This is a genomic window from Corynebacterium sp. HMSC076G08 (genome assembly GCF_001811515.1).
Lineage (GTDB): Bacteria > Actinomycetota > Actinomycetes > Mycobacteriales > Mycobacteriaceae > Corynebacterium > Corynebacterium hiratae.
Window position 1 is genome coordinate 37,491 of sequence record NZ_KV805009.1, and the last position, 19,097, is coordinate 56,587.

The following is a 19,097-nucleotide window of genomic DNA, read 5'->3' on the forward strand; positions in this document are numbered from 1 at the left end:
CCCGGATCTTCGAATCACGGGCTTCAACTTTGGCAGTTGGGGCGGTGTGCGTTTAACGCTCCTCAGCGAACGCAGGAAACTCTTAAGCTCGCGAGGATGCCGTAGTCATCACAAGCAGAGAGTTAAGAATGCCCAGAGAGGACAGGGCAGCCGGGATGAGAAGAAGGTTCGGTGCCTGCGGGCCGCCGTACTTCACCATCTCATCCATAACCTGGTTGAGCGGTTCCGGGTAGGTAGCGGCGGAAGCGGCCGGGGCGCCAGCTACAGCCAGGGAGGTAGCAGCGGTCAGAGCAACGAGGGTACGACGAATCTTCATGGGGTCTCCTTGAATAGTGAGGTGTGGGGGTAAGTGAACTGGACTAGGACAGCAGGTTCGACAGGAAGCCCAAGGAGGACAGCGCCGCCGGGACGAGGATGAGGTTCTGAGCCTCATAGCCAGCGACGTTGGTGATCTCGGTCAGAACAGTGGCCAGCGGCTCGGGAGCTTGTGCGGCAGAAGCAGCCGGGGTGCCAGCGAGGGCGACGGCGGCAGCAGCGCCAGCGGCGACGAGGGTACGACGAATCTTCATGGAAATACCTTCTTGTTGTGAGAAATCGGACGGGGATAAAGAGGGGGCAGGCACACACAAGATGTAACCTGGCTAACACTGTAGCGCCTCTGTGCATATCGCGCGCGATGAAAAGGGTGCGACCCTGCCCGCGACGTGAATGTCCACACCACTTACTAGAGTGATGGGCATGGCAAAAAAGGTTCGTCCCGTCCACACGTGCTCTGAATGCGGCTTCGTCTCCCCCAAGTGGCTTGGCCGCTGCCCCGAGTGCGGTTCATGGGGAACGTTGCAGGAAACCGCGGCGTCAGAAAGCAGCACCGCGGCCCAGGCCGCTGTGTCTGGACGCCGACCAACCGGCCTGACACCGACGAGCCCAGCGGTTCCGATTACGAAGGTGGGCGCTGCCGCCACGAAGGCCCTCAACACTGGCATCGGGGAGCTCGATCGCGTTCTTGGCCGCGGCATCGTTCCCGGTTCGGTGGTGCTTATGGCGGGTGAGCCAGGAGTCGGAAAATCCACTTTGTTATTGGAGGTCGCCTCCCGCTGGGCGCAGCTGGGCCGCACCGCCCTCTATGCCACGGCCGAGGAATCCGCCGGGCAGGTCCGCGCCCGGGCCGAGCGGACCGGGGCCTTGCACGAGACGCTCTACCTCGCGGCCGAATCGAATTTGGATGTCGTCTTTGGTCACGTCGAGCAGCTCAAGCCCAGCCTCCTCATCGTGGACTCCGTCCAAACCATGCACGCGGCCGGGGTGGAGGGCGTAGCCGGTGGCGTGGCACAGTCGCGTGCGGTGACCGCAGCCCTGACCACACTGGCCAAAACCACCGGCATCCCCATCCTCCTCGTCGGACACGTGACCAAGGACGGCAACGTCGCTGGCCCGCGCGTGCTCGAGCACCTCGTGGACGTCGTGTTGAACTTTGAAGGTGACCGCCAATCCTCCCTGCGTCTGCTCCGGGGACTCAAGAACCGTTTCGGCGCCACCGATGAGATGGGCTGCTTTGAGCAAACCGCCGCCGGCATCCGGGAGGTGGCGGACCCTTCCGGCCTCTTCCTCTCCCACCGCGGCAGCACCCCAGACGGTTCAGCGGTGACCGTCGCCATGGATGGCGTGCGCCCCATCCTGGCCGAGGTGCAGGCGCTGACCGTCGACCCCGTGGCGAAGAACCCGCGGCGCGTGGTCACGGGGCTCGATGCCAACCGTGTCCCGATGGTGCTCGCCGTACTGCAGGCCCGCGCCGGTGAACGCACCAACGATAAGGACGCTTACGTGGCCACGGTGGGCGGCATGAAGATCCAAGAGCCGGCGACGGATCTTGCCGTAGCGCTCGCCACGTGGTCTTCCTTGCACGAGCAGCCGCTGCCACCGAAAACGGTGGTCATCGGTGAGGTGGGCCTGGCCGGCGAAGTTCGCCGCGTACCGAACCTGGACCGCCGCTTGGCAGAAGCGTCCCGCTTGGGTTACCGCTACGCCATCGTCCCGCCCGGAAAGGTGGAGGTCGGCGGTGGCATGCAGGTGCGCCAAGCCGCAACGCTGAGCGAGGCGATTGCAGCGCTTAAAGCAAGTTGAACGGCAACGCTGGGGAGTAGTTTTCCCCGATGACGGTATGCAGGAAGTAAGCGCCTGGCTCGGCTTCCTCGCGCTCGGTGCACTTGCCCGACTCGGAACGCTTGCGGGACCAATCCGCCTGGAAGTAGCGCGTCTCACCGGACTTGAAAGTCTGCTTGCCGGTTTCCACTGAGGCATAGCAATCGGTATCGGACCACACGCGTTCGTTGGAGCCCATCTTGTAAACCTCGAAACGCAGCTGCTCTTCATCGAGATCGATAGAGCAGTCCTCCGTCGTCGGGTTGAATACCTCCAAGTAGAAGGTTGGCATCTTACCGGCGGGGACGCTGTCCTCGTTGGTCTTGGCCATCACTTTAAGGTCCTGGAGGGAACACGTTGTCTTGGATGGATCAACGGTGAGCTCAGCTGGCTTTTCCTCGGAGGTCGGTTCTTCTTTGTCCGTCTCCCCCGCCTCGGGCTCGGTGGATTCCTCAGACGCGGTGGACTCGGTCGTCTCCACCGCCGAGGTTGCATCCTCCGACGGAGTCAGAGTGCCCGACGCCGCCGCCTGCTGCGACTCGGCTCCCGGGTCCTCCTTCGAACCGCTAAAGAGCGCGGTGGCAGCCCAAATAAGGATAACCACGAGTACCAGAATCGCCACGAGCGCGGCGATGCGGCGACGCAGGTAAATCTCTCGCGGCAGCTGCTTCGGGGTACGGGATGGCTCAGTCACAGCTCTTAGTTTAAGGGGACTAGAGCCCAACCCGGGCCAGCCCGGGGCCGCGTGTCTTGAGCAGCGACTTCTATGCGCTTAGTCCCGCCCAGTGCCCGGGCCAGCCGGCGAGCCTAGTGAACGCCGTGCAGGACGACGGTCTCCACGCTGGAATCCTCTAGGAGGTAGCGCAGGCCGACGATGCCGAGCGTGCCGGCGTCGAGAAGCTGGCGCGCAGCCGGCACGTCAGAAATGATCTGGGAGACTGTCTGCGCGGTATTCTCGCGCTCGAAATCGGCGAGCTCCTCGCGGCCATCACGCTTGGCCACCATCGAGGCAGCGGCCACGCGCTCAATGATCGGACGCTGCAGGCCCGTCGGCAGATCGCCGCCCGCCAGGAAGTCCGCAGCTGCGCCCACCGCACCGCAGGACTGATGCCCCATCACCACGAGCAGGTTGGCCTTGAGATTCTCCAGGGCATAGTCCAGCGACGCCATCACCGCGCTGTCCAGGATATGACCGGCGGTGCGGATGACGAAGGCATCGCCGAAACCAATGTTGAACACGTGTTCGATCGGCGCGCGGGAATCGGAACAGGCCAACACAATGACGCGCGGGTCCTGCCCTTGGGTCAGGCCAGCGCGCAGCTTCGCGTCTTGGTTAACGTCGATGAGGTGGCCCGTCACCAGTCGGTGGTTACCTTCCTGGAGGGCTTCCCACACCTTCTGCGGGTTTTGAGGGACATCTACTAAAGGCATGATCCTTACTCTAGTCCCCACCACCTACACTGAGGTGCCTATGGATACCCAAGCTGTCGTGGAATGGTTCGATGCCCATGAGCGTCCCCTACCGTGGCGCGAGCCAGGGACCTCGGCATGGGGCGTGCTCTTAAGCGAGGTCATGAGCCAGCAAACACCCGTCGCGCGCGTCGCCCCGCAGTGGGAGGAGTGGATGCGCCGCTGGCCCACCCCACAGGACCTCGCGGCGGCTTCCAAAGCAGATGTGCTGCGTGCCTGGGGAAAGCTGGGCTACCCGCGCCGCGCGTTACGCTTGTGGGAGTGCGCGAAAGAGATTGGTGAAGGCGCGGTTCCGGGAGACGTCGACAAGCTCTTGGCGTTGCCCGGAATCGGTGAGTACACCGCGCGTGCGGTGGCTTGCTTCCATTTTGGGCACAACGTTCCGGTGGTGGATACCAACGTCCGCCGCGTCTATGCCCGCGCCGAGGAGGGCCGCTTCCTGGCGCCACCTCCCGCAAAACGCGAGTTGGCGCAGGTAGAAGCTTTGCTTCCAGAAGAGAACGGTCCGCGCTTTTCAGCCGCGCTCATGGAGCTCGGCGCGCTGGTGTGCACGGCCAAGAACCCCGACTGTGCCGCCTGCCCCATCAAGTCCACGTGCGCCTGGCAGCTCGCGGGCTGTCCGGAGCCCAGCGAAGAAGAGACCGCGCGGGCCAAGAAGCGCGTGCAAAAGTTCACCGGTACGGACCGGCAGGTGCGCGGGCTGCTTCTCGACGTCCTCCGCGCCACCCCTCATCCCGTCGAGCAATCCGCGCTCGACGCGGTATGGCCGGACGCGGCACAGCGCTCGCGCGCACAAGCCTCACTGCTCGAGGATGGGTTGATGGATGTCAACGACGAGGGTTTGTTCCACCTTCCGCACTAGGCACATGTGAGAAGTCGATGAGGTGGCCGAAGGTCCAGTCACGGTCGGTCAACAGGCGCGCGAGGATAAGCCCACAGCCGATGGCTGCCACGGCCATCGAGGCGGTAGCGAAGTTGCTCAACGCCTGGTCCATGTTACCCACGTTGAGGTGATAGACAGTGCGGAACATGGAGGTGCCCGGGATCATGATGACGGACGCGGGCACCGTCGTGGTGATGCGCGGTAGGTGTGCGCGTGTGGAGGCCACCGCACCCAAGAGCCCGACGATGAGACCACCTACGAAGGCGCCGACGTAGGCCGTGGCCCCGACGCCGATGAGGAGCAGGCGCACAAGGTTGGCCACCGTTCCCACCGCGGCCGCCACGAGCACCATCCGGCGCGAGGAGTTAAAGAGGAACGCGAATCCGGAAATGCCTAGGAAGCTGGCCGCCGCGGCGGCGAGGTACCACACGGGCGCATAGTCCGGAATTCCCGGTTCCGGGGTGAGTTCCGTGGTCCAGCTGACTAAGGCCACGGTAAAGGTCGCAGCTGTGATCACCGTCAGCGCGTAGGTCAGGCGGGATAGTCCGGCCTCGAAGTCGAAGCGCGCGAGATCAATGAGCGCGGAGAATAGCGGGAAGCCGGGAATGAGGAAAAGTACGGCGGCCACATAGCCCGAGGAAAACTCCGACGGGTCCGCCACCCCGGCGGCGGCCACAGCCTCGGTGGTGAAGAAGTACACGAGGCTAGCCACCGTCCCGGCCGCCACGATGCAGCCCAGCTGGTGAACGTGCTTGCCGTGTAGGACCGCGCGGGTGAGCTGACCACAAAAAGCGGCGAGCGCCACGAGGAAAATCGCCAGCGGCGTGAAGAAGTTCAGGACCGCGAATGAGGCGCACGCAATCGCCGCCGCGGCTGCCAAGAACCAACGATTCCACCGCTTGACCACCCTCGACTCGATGGAATCAAGCATCTCTGTAAGATCTTCGGCCGTAATGCCCGCGTACAGCCTGTGGTGGGTAAGGTCCTCCAGCGCCTCAATGCGGGAGGCGTCAACGGCCGGCGAATGCTGCTGGGCCACCACGGTGCGAAACTCGCGGCCGCGGTGAAACGTGCACGTTATCTGGGTGACGCCCACGTTGGCGTCGAGCCGATCAAAGCCGAGCGCACGGGCGGCACGTTTCATGCCGCGCAGCACGCGGTAGCCGGACGTTCCCGCCCCCATGAGCATCATGCCTAGGCGCAAGACGACGTCGGCCTCGTACCCCATACGGACATAGTCGCTGTTGGGGTGAGATGTCATTAGCGCCAGCGTCCCCGGAAATTCAGGCCGCCGGGCAGGTTGACCCACATGCCGCCGCGGGAGTTAAACGTCACGGGGCCGACCTTCGTCGACATCGAGGCACCGGAGCCGGAGAGGTTGATCCAGCTGTTCTTTCCGGTCTTCTTGCGCTTGCGATAATAAATTCCCATGCGTGCCAGCTTAGCGCGGATGCGCACCACGACGCCGCAGGCTACTCTGAGCTTTGTGCGAATAAAATCCCTGTTAACAGTGCTGACGACCACCGCTGCTCTTATTCTGGCGTCACCCGCCGCCCACGCGGTGGAGCCGGGCAGCGTCCAGTCGGCGTCACCGATAGAACAACCCGGTGTTAAGGCCACTGTTATCTCTTATTCCTCCACCCTCATGAATGGCACGCCCACCACGGTGACCGGCATGGTCTACGAGCCCTCAGCACCATGGAACGGGCCGGGCGAGCGCCCAACTATCGTCTACGCGCCGGGAACGCGTGGGGCGGGTGACCAGTGTGCGCCGTCCCGAGCCCGTTTCGCCGCCGACGGCAACCGCGTTGACCAGCGCTATGAAGCTGCGGCCACGCGCGTGTATAACTACGCGGCCTCCCAAGGTGTGCGCGTCGTAGTCACGGACTACATCGGGCTCGGAACCCCGGGGCACCATTCTTATGTCAACAACGTCGAGGAGGCCCACGCGGTTCTTGACGCCGCCCGCGCCGCGCTCCGGCTCGCCGGTGCTCCCGCCGATTCCCCCGTGGGATTTGTCGGCTACTCCCAAGGCGGTGGCGCAGCTGCCGCTGCAGGCGAATACGCCGCTAGCTACGCCCCCGAGCTCAACGTCAAGGGAACCTTCGCCGGTGCACCTCCAGCGGACCTCTTCGAGGTGATGCAGGCGGTCGACGGCTCAGCGCTCGTTCACGTGTTGGGCTACGCCATCAATGGTTTTGCGGAGCGCAGCCCAGAGTTCTCCCGGGAAATCATCGGTGAGATGAATCCACGCGGCCACACATTCCTCGCCGACGCTGCCACCTTTTGCTTGCGCGAATCGATGTCTACCTGGGGAAATGTTCGAACCAGTGAGCTGACCACGAGCGGTGAATCCTTCGCCGAGCTCCTGCGCCGCAAGCCGGTGGCCTCCCGCATGCTGCACGAGCAGCGCCTCGGCCAGCGGGCTCTCAACGCCCCGATGATGGTGGTCAACTCCCCGACCGATGACATCATCCCCTACCAGCAAGCACGCCGCATGGCTCACGACTTCTGTGCTGCCGGTGGGACCGTCTACTTTGAGGACGCCTGGGCGGTGAACGTGAGCCCGGGCTCGGGCACCAACCATGCCGCGCCCACGGTCCGCGCGGTTCTGCAGGGCACGAACTACCTCATCGACCGCTTCCGCGACGTCCCCGCACCGTCAAACTGCCAACCTGCCGAATCCTAGAATCGCCCCCTGGCGCCGCCATCTATTTTCATTTACTTGTCAATAAGCGCCGGCGGGGATAGGCTGAGTGCATGGCACACGAGCACCACGACCACGATCACTCCAGCACGCCCCTGCGCGCGCTCTTGATTGCGCTCAGCATTACCGGCACCGTTTTCTTCGCGGAGCTGATCGGCGGCTGGTTGGCGGGTTCAATGGCGCTGATGGCGGATGCGATGCACATGCTTTCCGACGCCGCTGGGCTCATCATCGCGGTACTCGCGGTGTTGGTTGGGCGTCGACAAGCATCGGCCCAGGCCACGTACGGCTACCGGCGAGTAGAGGTGCTTGCTGCGCTAGCGAACGCGGTGATGGTGCTGGCAATCTCGGTGTGGATTGTCGTCGAGGCGGTGCGCCGCCTGCAGAGCCCGGCTGAGGTACAAGGAACAACGATGCTGATCATCGCGGTGATTGGCCTTGTGGCGAATGCGCTATCGGCGTGGGTGTTGCACCGGCACCGCGAATCCTCAATCAACGTGGAGGGCGCGTTCTTGCACGTGCTGGTGGATATGCTCGGCTCGATCGCAGTGATCGTGGCGGGCGTCGTGGTACTGACCACGGGGTTTGTGGCGGCGGACGTGATCGCCTCCCTGGTGATCGCGGCGATGGTGCTCCCGCGCGCCTGGCAGCTCATGCGGCTCTCGGCGAGCGTGCTGCTCGAGCAGGTCCCGGCGGACTTCGACGCCAGCGTCATCGAGCCCGCGCTGCGACAGATCGAGGGTGTTGCCGACATCCACGACCTACACCTGTGGAGCCTGGACGGCGTGAACGTGCTGACGACCGTGCACATCGTGCGCGACGGTACCGTCGAGACCGGCCCTCTGTTGGATGCCGCCCAGCAAGCCCTGCGCGAGCACGGCATCGAGCACTCCACCATCCAGATCGAGCACCCGGAGCACGAATCCCACGAGACGGTGTGCTGATTCCCTTCTAGCCCGGCTTAGGTCATGAGCGGGCGAGCAACGTCACTCCTAACACTGCTACCTGGTACTTTTCGGCGGTGGGGTGGGATTGTTCCGCACGAAACTGAACCAAGTCAAAAGGGCGTCCCGCAAAAGGCATCTGGCAAACGGCATCTTTGGGTCTAAAAACGCCATCTACAAGGCGTAAAAGGCGTTTTCAGCCGTGAAAACGCCTTATGACAGATGCCTTTTGTCAGACGCCTTTTACCAAACGCCTCCATCATCCAGGTCGAGCACCCGGAGCACGAATCTCACGAGACGGTGTGCTGATTCCCTTCTAGTGGTGGGCGGGCCTTCCCGCCCACTGGGCCTTCCCGCCCACTGGGGCGTGCCTCCCATCGCGGCTGGAGGACACACAAAGAAAGCCCCGAACCGCACGCGGTGTCACACGCATGCGGTTCGGGGCTTATTCCTTATGGGTCCAGCACGGGGCCCAAGTCAGCGCTTAGAGCGGCTGGCCAGCACCGGCACCTGCCGGCGGCGGGTTGCCGTCATCGCCATCGTCGTTGTGGGATTCCTCAGCGGAATCGCTACCAGACTCGTCGAGGACGTCCGGGGTCACCGTGTCCGGACCATTGGAGTCGGGGCCGTGAGTTTCGGCGTCGATCTCGGTGGCCAGTTCCTCATCGGCCTCACGCACGGCGGTCTCCTCGAGCTCCTTGTCGAAGGTGTCCTCCGGCAGCGGGCGTGGACGCGGCGTGAAGGTGAAGGTGGCAGAAGAGTTGTCCTTGGACTCGCCGTCCCAGCCTTCAACGTCCACGGTGATGATCTCACCCGCGCCGATTTCGCCGAAGAGGATCTTCTCGGAGAGCTGGTCCTCAATCTCGCGCTGGATGGTGCGGCGCAGCGGACGTGCACCCAAGACCGGGTCGAAGCCGCGCTGAGCCAGCAGGTCCTTGGCCTTCTGAGTGAGCTCGATGCCCATGTCACGCTCGGAGAGCTGCTTCTCTACGCGGGCGATGAGCAGCTCCACCATCTCGACGATCTGCTCCTGGGTGAGCTGGTGGAAGACCACAATCTCATCAATACGGTTGAGGAACTCGGGGCGGAAGTGCTTCTTCAGCTCGTCATTGACCTTGTTCTTCATGCGCTCGTACTGCGCATCGGCGTCATTCTCCGAAGAGCCGGTGAAGCCCAGTCCCACAGCCTTGGAGATATCCTGAGTACCCAAGTTCGAGGTGAAGATAAGCACGGTGTTCTTGAAGTCCACCACGCGGCCCTGACCATCGGTCAGACGGCCATCCTCCAACACCTGCAGAAGGGTGTTGTAAATCTCCTTGTGGGCCTTTTCGATCTCATCGAAGAGCACCACGGAGAAAGGCTTGCGGCGAACCTTCTCGGTCAGCTGGCCGCCCTCTTCGTAGCCAACGTATCCCGGAGGAGCACCAAAGAGGCGGGACGCGGTGAAGCGATCGTGGAACTCACCCATATCGATCTGGATGAGGTCATCATCCGAACCGAAGAGGAAGTTGGCCAGGGACTTCGACAGCTCCGTCTTACCCACACCGGAGGGGCCTGCGAAGATGAAGGAACCGGAAGGACGGCGCGGGTCCTTCAGGCCGGCACGGGTGCGGCGAATGGCGCGGGACACGGCCTTGACGGCATCGTCCTGGCCGATGATGCGCTTGTGCAGCTCCTCTTCCATGTTGAGGAGGCGGTTGGATTCCTTCTCCGTGAGCTTGAGCACCGGAATGCCGGTCCAGTGCGCGAGGACCTCAGCGATCTGCTCCTCGCCGACCTCGGCGATTTCCTCCAAGTCACCGGAGCGCCACTGCTTTTCCTTTTCCGCGCGCTCTTCACCCAGCTTGCGCTCCTTATCGCGCAGTCCAGCGGCCTTCTCGAAGTCCTGGGCGTCAATCGCAGCTTCCTTTTCCTTGCGGACCTCTGCGATGCGATCATCCACTTCGCGCAGGCCCTCCGGGGCGGTCATGCGCTTGATGCGCATACGGGCACCGGCCTCATCGAGGAGGTCAACAGCCTTATCCGGCAGGAAGCGGTCATTGATGTAGCGGTCCGACAGGGAGGCCGCAGCCTTCAACGCTTCATCGGTGTAGGAGACGCGGTGGTGTGCCTCGTACTTATCGCGCAGCCCCTTGAGGATCAGGATGGTGTCATCGAGGGAGGGCTCCTCCACCTTGACAGGCTGGAAGCGGCGCTCCAAGGCAGCATCCTTCTCAATGTGCTTGCGGTACTCATCCAGGGTGGTGGCACCGATGGTCTGCAGCTCGCCGCGGGCCAGTTTCGGCTTCAGCAAGGAAGCAGCATCGATAGCGCCCTCGGCGGCACCGGCGCCGACCAGGGTGTGGATCTCATCGATAAAGAGGATGATGTCACCGCGCTGGTTAATCTCCTTGAGCACCTTCTTCAGGCGCTCCTCGAAGTCACCGCGGTAGCGCGAGCCAGCCACCAGGGAGCCGAGGTCCAGCGAATAGAGCTGCTTATCCTTGAGGGTCTCCGGGACCTTGCCGTTAACGATATCGAGGGCCAGGCCCTCGACCACGGCGGTCTTACCCACACCGGGCTCACCGATGAGCACCGGGTTGTTCTTGGTCCGGCGAGACAGAACCTGCATGATGCGTTCAATCTCGGAATCGCGACCCACGACTGGGTCCAGCTTGCCGTCGCGCGCAGCCTGGGTGAGGTTGCGGCCAAACTGGTCCAGCACCAGGGAGTTGGAGCGCTCGCCGGAGCCACCCGGGCCAACACGGCCTCCCTGGCCAGCGCCGGCACCGGCGCCTACCGGGCCGGGGCCACCCTGGGACTGGCCGCCTTCGCCTTCATTCCCTTCGTAGCCGGAGAGCAGCTGGATAACCTGCTGGCGCACGCGCGGCAAGTCGGCGCCCAGCTTGGTCAGCACCTGAGCCGCCACGCCGTCACCCTCACGGATGAGGCCGAGCAGCAGGAACTCAGTGCCAATGTATTTGTGGCCCATCTGGAGCCCCTCACGCAGGGAGAGCTCGAGAACCTTCTTCGCGCGCGGGGTAAATGGGATGTGGCCGGTGTGCGGCTGAGAACCTTGACCAATAATCTCTTCCACCTCACGGCGGACGTCCTCCAGCGAGATCCCCATGGATTCCAAAGCCTTGGCCGCTACGCCTTCGCCTTCGTGAATAAGCCCCAGGAGGATGTGCTCGGTGCCGATGTAATTGTGGTTGAGCATGCGTGCTTCCTCCTGCGCCAAAACGATGACGCGGCGAGCACGGTCAGTAAACCTCTCGAACATTACCTCTTACCTTTCGCTGTAAATGTGTCATCCACTCTAACGCGCGGGGCGGACACTCCATTCGCGAATTCCGCACCCCCCCTACTCAAAAACCTCATTTCCCCAGGTAGAGCCACTGTACGCCGGTAGCGAACAGGTGGCGGGAGGCGTCGCCAAGCGCCTGCGCGCAAGCCTTAAAGTAAAGTAACTCTTCAGTCAACACTGGTTACATCCCCGCGGGAAGGAGCCTCCCCCGATGCAACAGGCACAGCACGGCACTCTGCTTATCGACGATCTGATTGGGCACTCCCGCCTCCTCGAGGTCTCCGAAAGCGTCACCCTTGGCCGCCAGGGGGACTTCCTACTGGCCTCCGATGATCCCGCCATGCACCGCACGTTCCTGCAGGTGTGGTCCAATGGCTCACAGTGGTTCATCAAGAACATCGGCAGTTTCATCGCCGCTACGATCCAGCCGCCCGCCGCCTGCGGCTTCGGCCGCACCCTCATCAGCCCCGGCAGCATTGAGGTCCTGCACCCGGGAACCTCCACGCTCTATTTCTCCACTGCCACCATGAGCTACGAGTGCGAGCTCACCGTCATGCAGTCGCTGCGCAGCCCACAGCCCAGCCTTCCACCGGATGGGCCGTTTACCACCCACGTCTTCGAGCCGAATGAGGAGCAGTGCCTGCTGCTCAAGACCCTCGCTCAGCCACTCCTCGACAACCCCGCTGCGGAGCCACGGGTGGTCGTGAGTAGTCAGCGCGAGCTAGCAGAGGCCCTAGACTGGACCGAAAAGAAAGTAGAGCGCAAGATTCAGACGCTGGCGGAGACCTTGCAAAAGCTCGGCGTTCCGCAGTTCCAGCCGGGCCAGAAAATCTCGTGGCGCATTGTGCTCGCCCAGTTCGCGGCCGCACACCCGCACTACTATGCGCACCTTTCATAACAATTCAGCATTATTGTTTTAAGCCGCTCACCGGTGCTGTTATTCTTTGTCTGATTCTGGCCCCTTTCTATTTTTATCCCCTTCTATCCCTCATCTGTCCCTCTGCAAGGATCTGACAACCAATGTTCGCCTCCGTCTCTCCGCGCGCGCTAGCTGGACTCGGCGTAGCGCTCCTCGCGCTGTCTGCGTGCGCGACGAACAAGGACACCGCGGAGGATGCGCCCAAATTCACGGTCACGGGCCAGACCACCCTGTCCCAGTACGAAGACGTTCCTGTCGAGGGGGCCGACTCCGAGAGCCCAGAACCCAGCGAACCTTCGCACCTGCGCCAGGAGGACGGCACCTACCTGCTCACGAAGAAGGAAGCGGGCCCCGGTGTGGTCAACGAAATCGTGGCCACCTACTCGGGCGTAGAGCCCTACGGTTTCCAAACCCTGCGCGTTGAGCTGGACAACCGGCGCTACGACGGGGCTACCGGCGGCTCTGCCCCGACCGGCGTGCTGCAGTGGGCCACCGGGGGTGCCCTTGTCCTCAGCGTGCAGGCCACGAACTTGAGTGGGGACGAGGCAGATCTGGACAACAATGCCGAATGGCAGGTGGCGCTTCTCGACGACACCCAGTCACACCACCTCAAGGAGGGCGAGGATTTCGTCGTGGACTGTGAGTCCGGCGAGTGCACGCTGGTTGCTCGGCTCACCGACCCCGGCGACTTCGTCGCAGAGATCAGCATCCGGCAGGCCGGTTATGAGCCTTTTGTCATTCACCAGCCCATCATCGTCGCCGCATAGCCATGAACAGCCAGCCCACCGCTTCCGGTCTGCCTTTGGATCTTGAGCCCGAGCTCAGCGCCAAGGGCTACTCGCAGTTCCACCAGATCGGTGCGGGTGGCATGGGCACCATCGTCTTTGCCCGCAAGGAAAGCTTGGACCGCGAGGTCGCCATCAAGGTCATCGCGCAGCATGCGGCCGAGGATGATGAGGAGGTCCGCCGCTTCATGGCGGAGATGCGCACCGTCGCGGCACTCGAGCATCCGGCCATCGTGCCTATCTACGATGGCGACATCACCCCGGGCGGCGTGCCTTATTTCATTATGAAATTTCTGCGCGGCCCTAGCTTGGAGGCGCACATTAACCAGCGGATCTTGGACAATTCCAAGTTCACGGTGGAGGAAACCGTGCAGCTGCTCGCGCCCATCGCACAGGCCCTGGACTACCTGGCGGCCCTGCCTTCGCCGGTCATTCACCGCGACGTCAAGCCCGCGAACATCATCGCCGATAGCACGCCTTCCCCCACGGCCCACAGTGATAACGAGGGCTGTACCGTCATGCTGGCGGACTTTGGCATCGCCATCAATGAGGACACGACGCGCTTGACCCGCGAAGGCCTGCGCGTGGGCACGGATGCCTACATGGCGCCGGAGCTCTACCCCACGCAGCTGGTCAAGCAGCCACCGCAGCCGACCGCCGCCAGCGACCGCTACTCGCTCGCGCTCATCGCGCTGGAGATGCTCACTCTGGTTAATCTGCGCCGCGCCACCAGTCCCCAGCAGTGGGCGCACAGCCGTGTGATACCGCAGTTGACCGCTCATAATCTGGCGCCTGGCGACGCTCCCCTCGCCCCCGCCCTCAACACTTTTTTCGCCAGCGCGCTGAACCCGGATCCTCATCAGCGCTTCGCCAGCGCATCGGAGATGCTCGCGGAGCTGAGTGAGCTGGCGTCCGCGCCGCGCCCCGCAGCCCCGGATGCTGCCGCCGGCCCTGCTACGCCACCGGCCAGCCCCCACCACGAGCGCGCCCAGCAGCCGCGGCGCCGCCATCTGAGCATCCTCGGGGGCGTGCTTGCGGCGGTGTTGCTGTGTCTGGCAGTCGCCGGCGGACTAGCGCTGTACGGCGCGGGGTGGGACGACTACGACGAGGTTCTGGCCCAACAATTTCCACAGTTGTTGCCGGAGCACCCTGGCCGCGCTCCGTGGCGCAACCTCGACTGCCGCCCCGCGCTGCCGGAAGCGGGGCAGCAGGCTCGAATCGTGTGCAGGGGCGACGACCTCACGCTCGTCGCAGCTGATTTCGGCACGGAGGACAACCGTAACTCCATCATGCCGCGCCGCCTCGACGTCTTAGTCCAGGATGCGTGCAGCATCACCTCGGCGGAAATCCCTCACCAGCCGGGAACGTGGGGAGTGTACCCCTCGGGCGTCTCCGCGCGTTTTGCTCTCGTTCTTGCTGGTCCGCAGGCCCACGAGGACCGTTTGAGCTTGCCCATCTGTTAGCCCACCCTGGCGGGAGCGCTGTGTCACGCCCATGGACACGGTGTCGCCTTTAGAATGAGGAAGATTCGTATACCTCACCGTCGACCTCCTCCACGAAGGATTTCTCTCACCGTGACTACGCTTCCTGAATTTTTCACTACCCAGCACCGGCTGCGCGAGAAGGCTGTCTTGGACCAAGGGACGGGCTCCTCGCTGTTTCTCGTGGAAGATCCCTCGCAAGACGAACTCCTCGTAGAGATTTATGGTCCGGAGCACCGCGGCGTGCTCCGCCAGTCCGGAATCGTTGGCCAGCTGCAGCACAGCGCTATTGCCCCCGTCGTGGGCACGGGCACGATGAACAATGGTCAGGAGTTTTTTGTACGCCGCAGCCTGCCGGGCGAGCAGCTGTCGAAGTACACGTCATCTGGCATCGGCGCCCATCACCTTTCCCAGGAGGAGGCTCTCGCCGTCTTTGCTCCCTTGGCCGACGCCACGGACTTCCTTATCCAGCAGGGCCGCGCTGGCTTCGCTCTCCGTGCGCTCAACCCGCGACGCATCATCCTCACCGATAACCGCGCGAACGCCTTCTTCGCCACGGTCGGCCCGGCCACCGCTACCGACGCCCCCACTGCCTCCGCGAAGGAGGTCATTGACCGCCTAGCCCAGCTCGTCTCCGCGGCCTACCCAGGCTTCCGTGCTGCGGCCGCCTACCCCTCAGCGGCCGCCGTTATCGACGCCGTGCGCAGCACAAACACAGATAGTCCGGGCGCGGCCTCGTGGCAGTCAGCTCCGCAGCCCACCGCCGCCCCACAGGCGGACTGGGCCGGGCCGCAGCAACCCCAGCAACCCCAGCAACCGCAACCTGGCTATGCTGCCGATCCCGCGGAGTCATCACCCACCACGCGCACCTCGAAATCGAAGGGCAAGGTCTTTGCGGGCTTGGGCGTGGGCCTTCTTCTCCTGCTCCTGGTTGGTGGGCTGCTGTGGTTCTTCTTGGGGCGGTCGGCGTGGTCCGACTCAGAGCAGGCGCTTGCCGACGGCCACCCCGGGCTCATCAGCTCCCGCCCCGGCGACGAAGGCTTCAACGGCGCCACCTGCGAATCCCGTGCTCCGGAGGACGGCCAAGAGGCGAAGATTACGTGCGTTGGTGACGGCGTGAGCTACTCCGTGGCGCGGTACGGGGACGTCACCCAGCGCGAGGCCGCCGGCCCGACGCAGGGCGCGCAGGAACTATCCAACGGACGCTGCACCGTGTACAGCTACGACATTTCCGATTCCGAGCCGGTGTTCTACATGAGCGCCGAGGACTCCACCGACGCCGTCCTCGTCTGGGGCGAGGACGCAGAGGACATCCGCCTCAACCTACCTCTGTGTTAAACCGCGCACTTAGTCCGCGCGCTTAAGCAGCGGTGCTATCACCGCAATGGCGATGCCGGCCACGCCGGCAAACAGGAAAGCCCAGTGCGTTCCCTGCGCCGTCGCCGCGGCCGGGCTTAGCCCAGCGGCAGCGCCAGCCAGGGTGCCGCGGGTGAGGAAGACAACGAGCAAAGCCGTTCCCGTCGCACCCGCCAACTGCTGGAAAGTGTTCATGATTGCCGAGCCGTGCGAGTAGAGCTTCTTCGGAAGCGAGGACAGCGCAGTGGTCATCAGCGGCGTCATCATCAAGCACATGCCGAGGGAGAAGATCACGTGCATACCCACGACCATCCACACAGCTGAGTTCTCACCCAAGGTGGCCATGAGCCACAGCCCGGCCACCATGAGCAGTGAGCCAGGAATCATGAGCGGGCGCGGGCCATAGGAATCGAAGAGCCGGCCCACAATCGGAGAGAGGAAGGCTTGGAGGATGCCGCCCGGCATCACCGCCAACCCCGTGGCAAAGGCCGTAGCACCCAGTGTGGTTTGCAGATAGATGGGCAAGACCGTGACCATTCCCAGCATGAGCCCAAAGGACAGGAGGAGGATGATCACCGCGAGGGTGAAATTGCGCACACGGAAGGGACGCAGATCCATCAGGGCGCGATCCTCCAGCGCCAAGCGCTGCTGCCGACGGATGAATACGGCAAGCGCGATGACGCCCACCACGGTAACGGCGATGTCCACCCAGCCGTCACCCTGCAGGATCTTTTCCATCGAGGACAGGCCGTAGATCAAACCGCCAAACGCGAAGGCGGAAAGGACGACGGAGAGGCCGTCGAGCGGGGTATCACGGTTCTCCCCCACATTGTCCAAACGCCACAGCCCGGCGACGAGAATGAGGGCGATGAGCGGGACCATGGCCCAGAAGATAACGTGCCAGGTGAAGTGGTTGAGAATCGCTCCGCCGACGGTGGGGCCCAATGCCGGGGCCACGGAGATCACCACGGAAATGATGCCCATCACCGTGCCACGACGCTGCGCTGGGACCAGCGTCATGGCCACGGTCATAAGGGTAGGGATCATCAAAGCGGTTCCGCCAGCTTGAAGGACGCGGCCCACCAGCAGGATGAAGAAGCTCGGTGCGAGGGCCGCCACCACGGTTCCGGCCAGGAAGAGCCCCGCGGACGCAACGAAGATCTGGCGCGTCGTGAGCCTTTCCAGAAGGAAGCCGGTGGTCGGGATAACCACAGCCATGGTGAGCATGAATCCCGTCAACAACCACTGGGCACTCGTGGCAGGAATGGAGTAGTCCGCCATAATAGCTGGTAGCGCAACGGAGAGCGAGGTCTCGTTGAGAATCATGACCATCGCTCCCAGCACCAGGATGCTGAGGGTAGTTATTACCTTCGAAGGGATTTCAGCGGACATGCGGCCGGCTACACCTTTCAACTTTTCTATTTTGGGTCTTCAGCGCTGCTACTCACATCGTCAGCGCCCAAGAGACAACACGTGAGCGATTTAGTGTATTCCTCTGGTGGCCGGGGGTGCCACACGAGCCAAATGTGAACCCTCGTTGGGTGGCACTCCCCGGAATCTCAGCAGGCGCGCTAGGCCACACGGCAGTGTAAAGGTGACAGCGCCCTCCGTACTACTCAAAGCTCTAAAAGCTACTGCCTAAAGTTACAGAAAGGCCTCTGGATGCAGCGCGACCTCCTTGTCACTAACTCCGCTGGGGAACGCGCCGTCGTGCGCCCAGGTCAGCAGCTCGTGGCAGGCCGCGCGGGGGACTTCCCACTGGCTCCTGATGACGCCTCCATGCACCGTCACTTCCTCCACTTCTGGCAGCAAGAGGACAACTGGATGGTGAGTAACGTGGGCAGCTTCCTCGCGGCGGAGTTATCCTCCCCACACATCCGCACGCACGGCCCCATCAGGCTGCTGCCGCACGCTACCGCAGCCATCCCCGAGGGCACCTCGCTGCTGTGCTTCACGACGCCCAGCGGCTCCTACGAACTCACGCTGACTCGCGGCCCGCACTGATCTAGCGCTGCCCACCTTTCTCTGACACGAGTGCACGCGCGGCCGGGTCCAGGACGACGACAGCGCCACCGTCTTCAATGCTGCAGCCAAGCCACCGATAGTCGGGCTCGTCTGGCCAGCCGGGATCGGCGTTATAGGAGCAACTGAAATCATCTTCCATGAGGTACCCACGGTTGCCGCCCTCCATGGGCGCGAAGTCATAGTTCTTGTAATACTCAAGAACTTCCATTGCCCGCGCGCAATTCGTCCCGTTTTCTTTGGCATAGACATACTCGCCATTGCCGAGGTCCCCACAGATGGTTCCGGTCATAGCTTTCCCTTCCCCATCTGGCTGCGGTGGGAAGGTATCGGAGTAGTACTCACCATCGTCTTTCACTGTGAAGTGGTGGCCATCGATCTTGACCGTGAACTCATCCTCATTCACGGATTCAAACGTCACACCGTTCATCGTGACGGTGTTCCCTGCTTCTAGCATGGTGGGCGCCGCGGCGTCTCCGCCCATTTTCACATTGGGATAAAAGCCCGCGTTCGCATCGAAGTTGACGGAGTTAGAAAGCCAGAACGGCTGCCCGGTCGCCGGGTACAGGGGCGGATCAGCGAGCATTACGCTGCACCCGATCAAACCTTGATCTTCAGTAACTGTGCAGGCCACACGGTCATTCGGGCTGCTCACTCCATACACCGTGGAGGTCGCGTGTCCCAAGTTGGTGGCGATGAAGTCTTCCTTATCTAATTCTTTAAGGCCCGAGTCACCTTCCTTGTCCTTCGCGGACGTCGGAGCCGGGCTCGCTTCCGTAGATTCAGTGTTATCGGCGGAAGTCTCGGCGGTGGAGGTGTTGTGGAATTGCGGCTCACCGCTGGTGGAATCCTCGGCAGCAGAACACGCTGCCGCTGTACAGGCGATCAGTGCGAGGGGCAGGGCATTCAGAAGCTTTGTCACACCTGCATTTTCCCATGGATTGGTCAATCCTGCGGCTAGCCGCAGCAACTTTCCCTCATTGGGGGCTGGAGGCGCAGCAATGAGAAAACCCGAAAACCCGCGCAGCCACCACAGTGGCGGGCGCGGGCAGGTGGAGGCTAGGAGAAACTTGTGATGTCTATGGAGTTTTTGGACACGGAGTCT

Annotated in this window: 18 protein-coding genes; 9 read left to right on the forward strand and 9 right to left on the reverse strand. The window is 63.1% G+C overall.

The genetic code is table 11. The features are described from left to right. Positions 1 to 82 precede the first annotated feature (82 nt). Both HMPREF2806_RS01730 and HMPREF2806_RS01735 read right to left on the reverse strand, forming a co-directional pair. Positions 83 to 316: a hypothetical protein gene (locus HMPREF2806_RS01730; RefSeq protein ID WP_046647225.1), complete on the reverse strand. Its 234-nt coding sequence runs from the start codon at positions 314 to 316 to the stop codon at positions 83 to 85. A 43-nt stretch (positions 317 to 359) separates the two neighbouring features. Further along, on the reverse strand, positions 360 to 569 hold the full coding sequence (locus HMPREF2806_RS01735) for a hypothetical protein (protein ID WP_049154730.1): 210 nt from the start codon (positions 567 to 569) through the stop codon (positions 360 to 362). Positions 570 to 738: 169 nt separating this feature from the next. Here HMPREF2806_RS01735 and radA point away from each other — a divergent pair, with 169 nt between their 5' ends. Then, positions 739 to 2,121: a DNA repair protein RadA gene (gene radA / locus HMPREF2806_RS01740; RefSeq protein WP_070515862.1), complete on the forward strand. Its 1,383-nt coding sequence runs from the start codon at positions 739 to 741 to the stop codon at positions 2,119 to 2,121. Here radA and HMPREF2806_RS01745 read toward each other — a convergent pair. Further along, positions 2,108 to 2,833 carry a hypothetical protein gene (locus HMPREF2806_RS01745; protein ID WP_070515864.1) on the reverse strand — a complete coding sequence of 242 codons (726 nt, stop codon included), beginning with the start codon at positions 2,831 to 2,833 and terminating at the stop codon, positions 2,108 to 2,110. The two genes, radA and HMPREF2806_RS01745, sit on opposite strands and share 14 nt — an antisense overlap. 113 nt (positions 2,834 to 2,946) lie before the next feature. Next, the gene (locus HMPREF2806_RS01750; RefSeq protein WP_070515866.1) at positions 2,947 to 3,570 is read right to left on the reverse strand and encodes a carbonic anhydrase; all 624 of its coding nucleotides are present in this window, start codon (positions 3,568 to 3,570) and stop codon (positions 2,947 to 2,949) included. 40 nt (positions 3,571 to 3,610) lie between these two features. Here HMPREF2806_RS01750 and HMPREF2806_RS01755 point away from each other — a divergent pair, with 40 nt between their 5' ends. Then, entirely contained in the window at positions 3,611 to 4,471 is an 861-nt protein-coding gene (locus HMPREF2806_RS01755) for an HhH-GPD family protein (RefSeq protein WP_070515882.1), read from the forward strand. Here the strand turns inward: HMPREF2806_RS01755 and HMPREF2806_RS01760 are convergent. Both HMPREF2806_RS01760 and HMPREF2806_RS12940 read right to left on the reverse strand, forming a co-directional pair. After that, positions 4,437 to 5,753 carry a threonine/serine exporter family protein gene (locus HMPREF2806_RS01760; RefSeq protein ID WP_070515868.1) on the reverse strand — a complete coding sequence of 439 codons (1,317 nt, stop codon included), beginning with the start codon at positions 5,751 to 5,753 and terminating at the stop codon, positions 4,437 to 4,439. The genes HMPREF2806_RS01755 and HMPREF2806_RS01760 overlap by 35 nt on opposite strands. Further along, the gene (locus HMPREF2806_RS12940) at positions 5,753 to 5,923 is read right to left on the reverse strand and encodes a DUF4236 domain-containing protein (RefSeq protein WP_080975064.1); all 171 of its coding nucleotides are present in this window, start codon (positions 5,921 to 5,923) and stop codon (positions 5,753 to 5,755) included. The genes HMPREF2806_RS01760 and HMPREF2806_RS12940 overlap by 1 nt, the downstream gene beginning before the upstream one ends. 79 nt (positions 5,924 to 6,002) lie before the next feature. Between HMPREF2806_RS12940 and HMPREF2806_RS01765 the strand changes: the two genes are divergently transcribed. Both HMPREF2806_RS01765 and HMPREF2806_RS01770 read left to right on the forward strand, forming a co-directional pair. Next, a complete protein-coding gene (locus HMPREF2806_RS01765; RefSeq protein ID WP_232745223.1) occupies positions 6,003 to 7,181 on the forward strand; it encodes a lipase family protein in 1,179 nt (392 codons plus the stop codon). A gap of 71 nt (positions 7,182 to 7,252) precedes the next feature. Beyond that, positions 7,253 to 8,143, forward strand: coding sequence for a cation diffusion facilitator family transporter (locus HMPREF2806_RS01770; protein ID WP_046647215.1), 891 nt, complete (start codon positions 7,253 to 7,255; stop codon positions 8,141 to 8,143). Positions 8,144 to 8,627: 484 nt separating this feature from the next. Here HMPREF2806_RS01770 and HMPREF2806_RS01775 read toward each other — a convergent pair whose 3' ends face one another. Further along, positions 8,628 to 11,405: an ATP-dependent Clp protease ATP-binding subunit gene (locus HMPREF2806_RS01775; RefSeq protein WP_070515872.1), complete on the reverse strand. Its 2,778-nt coding sequence runs from the start codon at positions 11,403 to 11,405 to the stop codon at positions 8,628 to 8,630. 235 nt (positions 11,406 to 11,640) lie between these two features. Here HMPREF2806_RS01775 and HMPREF2806_RS01780 point away from each other — a divergent pair, with 235 nt between their 5' ends. From HMPREF2806_RS01780 to HMPREF2806_RS01795, 4 genes are all read left to right on the forward strand, one after another. Beyond that, positions 11,641 to 12,327: a hypothetical protein gene (locus HMPREF2806_RS01780; RefSeq protein ID WP_070511101.1), complete on the forward strand. Its 687-nt coding sequence runs from the start codon at positions 11,641 to 11,643 to the stop codon at positions 12,325 to 12,327. A 122-nt stretch (positions 12,328 to 12,449) separates the two neighbouring features. Then, complete coding sequence (locus HMPREF2806_RS01785) at positions 12,450 to 13,115, forward strand: hypothetical protein (protein ID WP_070515874.1); 666 nt, start codon at positions 12,450 to 12,452, stop codon at positions 13,113 to 13,115. A gap of 2 nt (positions 13,116 to 13,117) precedes the next feature. Further along, the gene (locus HMPREF2806_RS01790; RefSeq protein ID WP_070515876.1) at positions 13,118 to 14,596 is read left to right on the forward strand and encodes a serine/threonine-protein kinase; all 1,479 of its coding nucleotides are present in this window, start codon (positions 13,118 to 13,120) and stop codon (positions 14,594 to 14,596) included. 111 nt (positions 14,597 to 14,707) lie between these two features. Continuing rightward, entirely contained in the window at positions 14,708 to 15,952 is a 1,245-nt protein-coding gene (locus HMPREF2806_RS01795; RefSeq protein WP_070515878.1) for a serine/threonine protein kinase, read from the forward strand. 9 nt (positions 15,953 to 15,961) lie between these two features. Here the strand turns inward: HMPREF2806_RS01795 and HMPREF2806_RS01800 are convergent, their stop codons facing one another. After that, the gene (locus HMPREF2806_RS01800) at positions 15,962 to 17,362 is read right to left on the reverse strand and encodes an MDR family MFS transporter (RefSeq protein ID WP_070515880.1); all 1,401 of its coding nucleotides are present in this window, start codon (positions 17,360 to 17,362) and stop codon (positions 15,962 to 15,964) included. Positions 17,363 to 17,632: 270 nt separating this feature from the next. On the opposite strand from HMPREF2806_RS01800, the gene HMPREF2806_RS01805 reads away from it, so the two are divergent. After that, positions 17,633 to 17,974: a hypothetical protein gene (locus tag HMPREF2806_RS01805; protein WP_049154720.1), complete on the forward strand. Its 342-nt coding sequence runs from the start codon at positions 17,633 to 17,635 to the stop codon at positions 17,972 to 17,974. Position 17,975: 1 nt separating this feature from the next. On the opposite strand, the gene HMPREF2806_RS01810 is transcribed toward HMPREF2806_RS01805, so the two are convergent. Continuing rightward, entirely contained in the window at positions 17,976 to 18,914 is a 939-nt protein-coding gene (locus tag HMPREF2806_RS01810) for a hypothetical protein (RefSeq protein WP_049154719.1), read from the reverse strand. Positions 18,915 to 19,097: the final 183 nt, after the last annotated feature.